Source organism: Streptomyces tricolor (genome assembly GCF_002155905.1).
GTDB lineage: Bacteria > Actinomycetota > Actinomycetes > Streptomycetales > Streptomycetaceae > Streptomyces > Streptomyces tricolor.
Genome location: NZ_MUMF01001103.1, coordinates 1 through 721, shown reverse-complemented (window position 1 = coordinate 721; position 721 = coordinate 1). Strand labels below are relative to the sequence as shown.

Annotated in this window: 1 pseudogene; it reads right to left on the bottom strand. The window is 73.6% G+C overall.

The annotated features are described in order from the left end of the window. Positions 1 to 662, bottom strand: a pseudogene (locus CCN44_RS42985) (hypothetical protein); the annotation flags it as partial. Between the last annotated feature and the right edge of the window lie 59 nt (positions 663 to 721).

Sequence of the window (721 nt, the reverse complement as noted above, 5' to 3'; positions counted from 1 at the left end):
GGGGTGCCGTCGGTGGGGGACGGGGGCCGGCCGCGGTCGAAGAAGATGACGGCGTCCAGGTCGGTCGTCGTGCTGGAGTAGCGGCACAGCCAGTTGGCGAAGCCCGGGCGTGGGGGGCCCGCGTGGAGGGCTGTCGGGTCGATCAGGGCGCAGGCGTTCCGGTGGAAGAGGGAGTTCGCGGGGAAGGGCGTCGTGCGGGGGCGGACCTTGCCCTCGTTCAGGGCCGCCAGTGCGCTGTTCGTGGCGGTGTCGGCCATCTCGCACAGGGGTGGGTCGTCCCCGTCCCCGCCCTCGCCGTCGTCCTTCGCGCTGATCGTTACGGTGGCGTCCTCCCCGGACGGGGCCAGCCGGCGTTCGCAGGTGCCGTCGTCCGGCGGGGTCTTCAGCACCTTGACCGAGCCGACCGTGCGTGCCGGCTCGGTCGTCTCCGGGGTTGCCGGGTCCAGTTCGACCCTCACGTCGACCGTGCCGCCGTCAGGCCGGTGCACCAGGACGTCGCAGCGGTCGAAGCCGCCGTACGCGGGATCCTGCTCTGTCTCGCCGTACCGGGCCAGGGCCGCGGGGGCCGTGAGGGTGCAGGGGTCGGTGTCGCGGTTCAGGGGCGGGCGTGCGGTTTCGTTGCCGCTGCCCGTCAGCAGCGGTACGAGGGGTACGGCGGCCAAGGACGCCGTCAGGAGGAGGGCCGGTGGGAGCCATAGGCTCGGCCGGCGCCACCAGCGGT